Origin of the sequence: Thermogladius sp., from assembly GCF_049970955.1 — an archaeon.
Taxonomy (GTDB): domain Archaea; phylum Thermoproteota; class Thermoprotei_A; order Sulfolobales; family Desulfurococcaceae; genus Thermogladius.
The window spans coordinates 1-6,612 of the sequence record NZ_JBMFLY010000024.1 but is presented as its reverse complement, the minus strand read 5'-3'; the positions used below and the strand labels follow the sequence as shown (position 1 = coordinate 6,612).

The 6,612-nt window shown below is 55.9% G+C and carries 5 protein-coding genes and 1 tRNA gene; 2 read left to right on the top strand and 4 right to left on the bottom strand.

All coding sequences use genetic code 11. From position 1 onward, the window contains the following. Both ACP5VX_RS04395 and ACP5VX_RS04390 read right to left on the bottom strand, forming a co-directional pair. Positions 1-1,285 (bottom strand): ABC transporter substrate-binding protein (locus ACP5VX_RS04395; RefSeq protein WP_428724689.1); only part of this gene is annotated, 1,285 nt, incomplete at its 3' end. 62 nt (positions 1,286-1,347) lie between these two features. Then, a complete protein-coding gene (locus ACP5VX_RS04390) occupies positions 1,348-2,148 on the bottom strand; it encodes a hypothetical protein (protein ID WP_428724680.1) in 801 nt (266 codons plus the stop codon). Positions 2,149-2,280: 132 nt separating this feature from the next. Between ACP5VX_RS04390 and ACP5VX_RS04385 the strand changes: the two genes are divergently transcribed. Then, the gene (locus ACP5VX_RS04385; RefSeq protein WP_428724679.1) at positions 2,281-2,763 is read left to right on the top strand and encodes a hypothetical protein; all 483 of its coding nucleotides are present in this window, start codon (positions 2,281-2,283) and stop codon (positions 2,761-2,763) included. A gap of 4 nt (positions 2,764-2,767) precedes the next feature. Here ACP5VX_RS04385 and ACP5VX_RS04380 read toward each other — a convergent pair. Further along, positions 2,768-2,841 (bottom strand) — tRNA-Lys (locus ACP5VX_RS04380). Between the two features lie 109 nt (positions 2,842-2,950). Here ACP5VX_RS04380 and ACP5VX_RS04375 point away from each other — a divergent pair. After that, positions 2,951-3,865, top strand: coding sequence for a metallophosphoesterase (locus tag ACP5VX_RS04375; protein ID WP_428724678.1), 915 nt, complete (start codon positions 2,951-2,953; stop codon positions 3,863-3,865). A gap of 141 nt (positions 3,866-4,006) precedes the next feature. On the opposite strand, the gene ACP5VX_RS04370 is transcribed toward ACP5VX_RS04375, so the two are convergent. Then, positions 4,007-6,612: glucodextranase DOMON-like domain-containing protein (locus ACP5VX_RS04370; RefSeq protein WP_428724677.1), on the bottom strand; the 2,606-nt coding region annotated here is incomplete at its 5' end.

Sequence of the window (6,612 nt, the reverse complement as noted above, 5' to 3'; positions counted from 1 at the left end):
CCGCTGTGTAGACCCACAAGTGGCCTATAGTCAGCGCAGGCTTACCAGGTATGAACGCCTCTCTGACGTTCCATATACCTCTCACGCCGGCACCCAAGTCCAGAGTAATGCCCTGTACCTGGTTGGTGGTCACCCAGGTGTCTAGCCTGGTGGCGATCCAGACCCTAACGGACTCCTGTATAGCCATTTCCGTTGCCTTCCTATACAGCTGTACGAACTCGCTCTGGCTGGTGAAGTTGCCCGTGTAGATCCTGAGGGTGAGGTCGTCTATCGTGTCGTTCTGGTAGTTCCAGAAGGTTGGCTCCTGCCAGCCGGGCATGTATCCGAACCACGGGGCGGAGAACTGTGCTACTGTAGCGGTATCCCACCTGGTTATGCCGCCCTTACCCCAGCCCTCCGTGTAGATGTGCCACGCGAATTCCATCGGGTCGGTGCCGTACACGGTGTTGATCGCTTCGGTGAACCTCATCGGCAACACGTTCACTGTGAAGCCCAGCAGTTTTAGGTCGGTAGCCACCATGTTACCGATGTCGTACCTCTCGTCCTCGATTCTGATAATGAAGTTTATCGCTATCGGCTTACCGCCGTAGTACCATACACCGCCGATCTTCTGGGCGCCCACCGACGTCAGGACGCTGGTTATGATGCTGTCAGCGTACGATGGGTCGTACCTGAACTCGTACCTAGCCACGATGTCGGCTATTATCGTGTAGGTAGGGTCGTACTGACTCAGGAAGGTGTACATCGGTACACCGAAGCCCTTGAGGATCTGCGAGACTATAGTGTCTCTGTCGACCAGGTAGTTCATGGCCCACCTAATCTGCTTGAAGGCGAACGGGTTGATGCTACTGGTGTTGGGGTTGGCGCCCAGCTCGACGATCGTCTGGTTGCCGGTAGTCCTGAAGCCCACGATAGCCGCCAGCGGGACGCCCAGAGCGGCCGCGGCCTGCTTTATGGTGAGCGTACCGTTGAGCGTTATGACTGAGACCGGTGCCGGGTTGAGTATCAGGTCTATTAAACCAGCCGGCGCCTGCCATAGCACTGCGTTAGGGACGTCCTGCTGTATCTTCTGGGCCTGTAGGGGTCTCAGAGCGAAGTAGTACATGTCGATCTGGTTGTTCTTGATCGCGTCGGGGACCTGCTCTATAGCGACCCTTATGAAGGTGATCTGGTCGGAGGCCGGGCCTGGCTGAACCTGCTGAGCGGCTCCCAGATTTGCTAGAGGGATTATAGCGATCAATATTATAGCCAATAGTATAGAGGAGACTCTCGTGACGAGTCGCATGCACTGCACCACATTTATTGAAATACGCGTTGAATATATAAACATTTTGTGCTTTGATCGGCTCACCTACTTGTCTTCCACCTAGAATAAGTGTACAACGCCACTGGAATTGCTAGTAGTCCTGCGATAACAGGCATATTGTCTTTTAGAGACAAATACGTTGAAGAGCCGTCAACTCTCGCCGTCAGGAAAAGCACGCGGGCGTACAAGACGGGGTGTACAGCAGTGTAATTCCCTATGAGGTGAATGCTCGTAGAGGAGCGTGGCCGCAGATACAGTTTTTCTTGGACGAGCGTCCCATTGGCAGAGACCGCGTTCAATACACCGTACACGTCGAAACCTAGATTGTTGGTCACAGTGACGACCGGGCTATCGATGTAGATTGTGAGATTCGAGTAGACAGTGGCGTAGCCGGCCTGGTGGAAGAGGAGTAGGTAACTCCCGTTACCAAAGCTCACCATACCGCTAGGCGGCATCGGGGCTAGATAGAAGCCCGGGAGCTTAACTAATATACGTAAGCCGGTGTTCAACGGTATATCGGCCATACTCTTGTTGAGGCGGATGCACGAGCCCCCTATATCGTCGTAGAAAGGAATGTTTGCGTAATACCTGAAAGACGCCAGCCTGTACTCTGCTGAAGAGTTGCCCGTGTACAAGTACACGTAGACCGGTACGTCGAGCGGACCACTCGTTTGGGGTTGTAAGTAGAGAGTCACGTTCTCGACGTAGAAGCAGTAGTAAACATCCTCGTAACTCAGAGAAACTGGCGCCCCCTCACTACTCAGAGTCACCTGCGGAGTAAACCACAGGGCGGCGATTAAGAGGAGATAGACTATCACCGGTTTAGCGAGCACAGCTTTCAAGGTACGCGGGCGGGCCCGCTCCCTACTTTTCTTCGCAGGCATGTTTAGACCTCGTCGCGTCGATACGCTTAAATAAAGATTATGGGAGGGTTAGTATTTATTGACGCTGAAACAGGTTTGCCAGGTGGAAGATTGAGGACCTCAGTAACTTTTTTCATCGTCGCGATCGCACTACTCGTGGGTTCGAACCTGTTGTCCATAGAGGCGTCGAGAGAAGTACTTGTGACCAAGGAGTCCGTTTTCGACGTACTCGTCTCAAACCCTCCCCGCTTCTTCCACCTGCTCTCGATGCTCAACGAGACAGTCCCTCTTGAAGCCCCCTGTAGCTTGACTATCCACAACCGAGGCAATAATAGTGTCAGAGTGAACATCACTCTTAGCAACATGTCCTCGATAAACCTGAGTATCCCGCCCGGGGGGAGTACGACGTCGTCTTTCAACGACTCGAACATCTACATAGAAGTCGCTGACCCGGGTAGTCTCGTGTTCGCCTACAAGACCTCGTTCGAGACACGCCCACACGCCATCCTCGTTATACCGGCGATCCTTCTCTTCGTGCTGGGCTCCGTAACGCTGATACTGGCAGTCGTAACCTACGTTTACGAGAGAGAATGAGGAGCGGGCCCGCCGGGATTTGAACCCGGGACCTACGGGTTAAGAGCCCGCCGCTCTACCAGGCTGAGCTACGGGCCCACCATCCCAATTCCTTAAATGAACGGGGCTTTTATATTTAACCCGCCTCTTCGTGGTTGCTTCCCAGGATCACGTCTCAGGCGTGAAGAATAATAGGATTTTTGACCAGTTGATCGACTCTGAAAGGTGTCTGGCTCTGGTCGAGACTAAGCCAAGCCTTTACAAGCTGGTCGACGGGCTGTACATCTACCCCGGGCTCCCCTTCGCCTACTTGAGCGAGCTGGACGCCCTGGTCATGTCGGACCTCCACCTCGGCTTTGAAGAGGCGGCCGCAAAGGGCCTTGAATACAGCCTGAGGGGGAGGAGCGGGTACGCTGGCGTGTTCCTGCCCAGGATCCAGTTCAGGCGCACCGTAGAGATGCTCGCGAGGGCTTTCAAGATTCGGAGGCCGGGTAGGGTCATCATAAACGGGGACCTGAAGCACGCTTTTGACAGGCTACTGAGGCAGGAGAAGGAGGAGGTGTCGAGGTTGATCGACTTTATAAGAGAGGGCGGCGTCGACGAGGTTACGGTCGTACGGGGGAACCACGACAACTTCGTCAAGAGGGTTCTCGAGGAAAAGGACGTGTTAATCGTCGACTCCATCGAGACCAGTAGCGGGTTCCTCATCACCCACGGCCACTTGGACGTAGACCCCTCGCGCTACAGCCATGTCGTGATAGGGCACGAGCACCCCAGCATACGCTGCTTCGGGGGTAAGATGCCTGTCTTCTTAAGGATGCCGTTGACCGGAGGGGGCGAGCTAGTAGTGTTGCCTGCCACGGGGCCGTACCACCCGGGTACGACGTTTTCACTGTCGAGAGAAGACTACCTGTCCCCGCTGATCAGGAAGTACGGCGTCCTGGAAGAGGCGAGCTTTGTGGCCTGGGTCGAGACGAGCTACACGGGCCATGCCCTGTCAGAGGCCGACATCAGCAGGCACGAGAAGCTCGTCGGGCTTAGCGAGTACAGGTTTGACAGCTCCATTGTCACACTAGTCCACATCGAAAACCCGGTGCTGTTACAGGCCCTATGCGAGTTCTGAGGATAGTCAGCCAATCGACCCTTCTTCACGCGGTCTGCTTATGTCGGCCTCATCACTCAAGCAGTTACTCTGTACTTAGAGGTTTAAAAGTTGAGACGGGCGGTTGAGGCTTGTTGGGAAAAAAGGGTTTGTGTGATCCCCCTACTTCTTCCTCAGGATCCCGGCTAGTAGACCCAAGGCTATTACTACGAGGACTCCTCCGATAGCCATAGTCGGCGTGTAGTCGTAGGTCGTCACGTACGTGGTGGTCGTGTAGGTGGTCGTGGCGGTCGCGGTGGCGGTTTGAGTAGCGGTCTGTGTGACCGTCGTTGTCGTAGACTGGGTCACTGTGACGGTGGTGATGGGCACAGAGGGCATGGTTGGAGGCGGTGTGGGCGATACGAGCTCGCCTTTCAGGTTCACACCGTACACTACAGCGAACTTCCCTGTAGTGGTGTCGTAGCTGCTGAGCATCCTGTACTGGTCCTGGGCTGTTGGGGCCACGATGTCGATGGCTAGAGGCTGCACACCCGCCAAGACGGCCTTGGGGTCGGCGCCTCCCAGCACCCACTGGCCTGGGTCACCGGGCTGGGCGGTCCTTACCTTCATGTACCCGAAGCCGTCGTAGCTGGCCACTGCTACCAGGTAGACCCATTTGTCGGCGTTAGCCGAGTCCTTTAACAGGCTCATCGCCACCTGGGCCACGATCGTGTTGTTGTCAGCCGGGTCGACGTAGACCCTGAATAGGGTTGCGTTGTGGTAAGCGTCGGCTACCAGGCTACCAGTCGCGTCGTATATCGCGGAGACCTGCCCGTCGGGGACAGGGGTGTCGCCCCAGCCCGGCGCTAGCAACAGAGCGTAATGCCACCCTGGATAGACCGAGACGTTTAAACCGAAGGTCGCCGTGTTGGCAGGCATTTCCGCGGTCGTCCTAATGTATATATGGATGTACTGTAGGCAGAAGCCGGCCGGGCCGTTCCACGGGTTGCCGCCCAGGTTCTTGAAGGTGATCTTGAAGTACAGGTACTGCCCGTCAGTGTAGACGGCGTACTTGGTTATGTCGAACACTCCGGGCTTAAACACGTCTGCTGTCGGGTACTTCAGGCCGCCGTAGCCCTTATCGTCGCCAACGGGGTCTGTCACAGAGCCAAGTAGCTTGAGAGGTGGAGTTGTTGGGGTGGGGGTCGGTGTGGGTGTTGGAGTTGGCGTTGGTGTTGGGGTTGGAGTCGGAGTTGGGGTCGGGGTCGGTGTTGGAGTAGGGGTGGGGGTCGGAGGTACGGTAGTAGTCGTGGTCGTCGTAGTAGTTGTCACGGGGGTTGTTGTAGGAGTCGTGGTTGGTGTAGTTGTAGGTGTGGTCGTCGTAGTAGTCGTGGTAGTGGGTGGGGTGGTGGTTGGCGACACCACTTGCCCTGTCAGTGTAATCATGTATACTGTAGCAAATTGTGGCGGCGAGACGCTGTAAGACGACAGCATGGACTTCTGGAGGTCGACTGTGGGTAGCAGAACGTCTATGGCGAGCGGCTGTACGCCTGCGTTGATCGCGGCCGAATCGCCTCCACCGAACTGCCACTCTTGAGCAGGCCCAGCTACTATAGGTCTAACCTTCATAGGCCCATAGCCGTCGTAACCCGCCAGCATGATTGAGAAGTACCAGTTGTTGACGAGTGTGTCTTTGAAGATGCTCTTCGAGACAACGGCCAGGACCGTGTTGTTTATCGGGTCTACGGTGACCCTGAACACAGTGGAGTTGTGGTAAGCGTCGGCTACCAGGCTACCAGTCGCGTCGTATATCGCGGAGACCTGCCCGTCGGGGACAGGGGTGTCGCCCCAGCCCGGCGCTAGCAACAGAGCGTAATGCCACCCTGGATAGACCGAGACGTTTAAACCGAAGGTCGCCGTGTTGGCAGGCATTTCCGCGGTCGTCCTAATGTATATATGGATGTACTGTAGGCAGAAGCCGGCCGGGCCGTTCCACGGGTTGCCGCCCAGGTTGTTCACCTGTACCTTGAAGTACCAGTAGTTCGAGTCCTGGTACAGGTAGAACGCCTTCAAGTCGAAGACGCCGGGCTGGAAGACGGGGTTCGTCGGGTAAGTTATGCTGCCGGCCCCGAAGTCGTCTCCCAACGGGTCGTACAAGACCGCGACTCTAGCCGAGGTTGGTAGGTCTACTCCTATAGTGCCCACGTATATTTTAAGCGTGGAGGTGTATGTCGAGTTGACGCCCGAGTACACTATTACAAAGTTGGAGCCGATCGTCCTCAGACCTAGAGGTGTCAGGTTGAAGCCGGTTGTGGGGATGATGGGCGAGGACACCATGACGCCGCTACCCAGCTCGTCGAACGCGAACGCGAAAATAGATGACGGGTTGTTGGCCAGCCATGTACTCACGTAGAAGCCTCTCGAGAAGGACAGGAACGGCATGTTCTGGGGGCTCATGAAGGAGCTCCCGCCTCCTGCCGACAGTATAACGGAGTTGACTACGGAGCCTGTCTTAGCATCGTATATCACAGCCACGGGATACCCTGTCGTAATACTGGTCCCCTTGATGTAGGCGACGGCGAACGTGGTTTGGCCCGAGACCACGTGTGGTCTCAGACCGACGTCGACGTTGATGTACGAGACTGTCAAGGCCGGAGTTATCTTCAGTAGTTTGACCATTCCGGAGCCGTAGGCATACACAGCCACGTACAAGTTGTTGTTAATGACTGTGTAGCCGTAAGGCCTGTAGATCGTGCTACTCCTCTGCGTGGTCGGGTTGTAGATGTACA